Here is a 604-nt window from a genome sequence, read left to right on the forward strand (position 1 = left end):
CCAGCTGCCGCAGATCCTCGATGGAGTAGATGTCGTGGTGGGGCGCCGGAGAAATGGCGTCGCTGCCCACGGGCACCATACGGGTCTTTGCCACATCCCCCACGATCTTTGCGCCGGGCAGGTGTCCCCCGATGCCGGGCTTTGCACCCTGTCCCATCTTGATCTCGATGGCAGCGCCGCTTTCCAGATAGCCCTTGTGGACGCCGAATCTGCCGGATGCCACCTGCACGATGGTGTTTGCCCCGTACTTGACGAAATCCTCGTGGAGTCCCCCCTCGCCGGTGTTGTACAGGATCCCCAGTTCCTGTGCCGCCCGGGCAAGGGATGCATGGGCGTTGTAGCTGATGGAGCCGTAGCTCATGGCGGAGAACATAATGGGCACGGACAGCTTGATCTGGGGGGACAGGTTATTCACCAGCTCCCCCTTTTCGTCCCGCTGCACCCTGGAGGGCTTTGCCCCTAAGAACACCTTGGTTTCCATCGGCTCCCGGAGGGGATCGATGGGGGGATTGGTCACCTGGGAGGCGTTCAGCAGCAGCTTGTCGAAATACACCGGATAGGGCTCCGGATTGCCCATACTGGACAGGAGCACCCCGCCGGTATC

1 protein-coding gene is annotated in these 604 nt (G+C 61.9%); it reads right to left on the reverse strand.

What is annotated here, in order from left to right; genetic code table 11:
• Positions 1 to 604 (reverse strand): glutamate synthase-related protein (locus QVO51_RS03470; RefSeq protein ID WP_288167811.1); only part of this gene is annotated, 604 nt, incomplete at both ends.

The organism is Ruminococcus sp. CAG:379 (assembly GCF_000434255.1).
GTDB classification, from domain to species: domain Bacteria; phylum Bacillota; class Clostridia; order Oscillospirales; family Ruminococcaceae; genus Ruminococcus_F; species Ruminococcus_F champanellensis.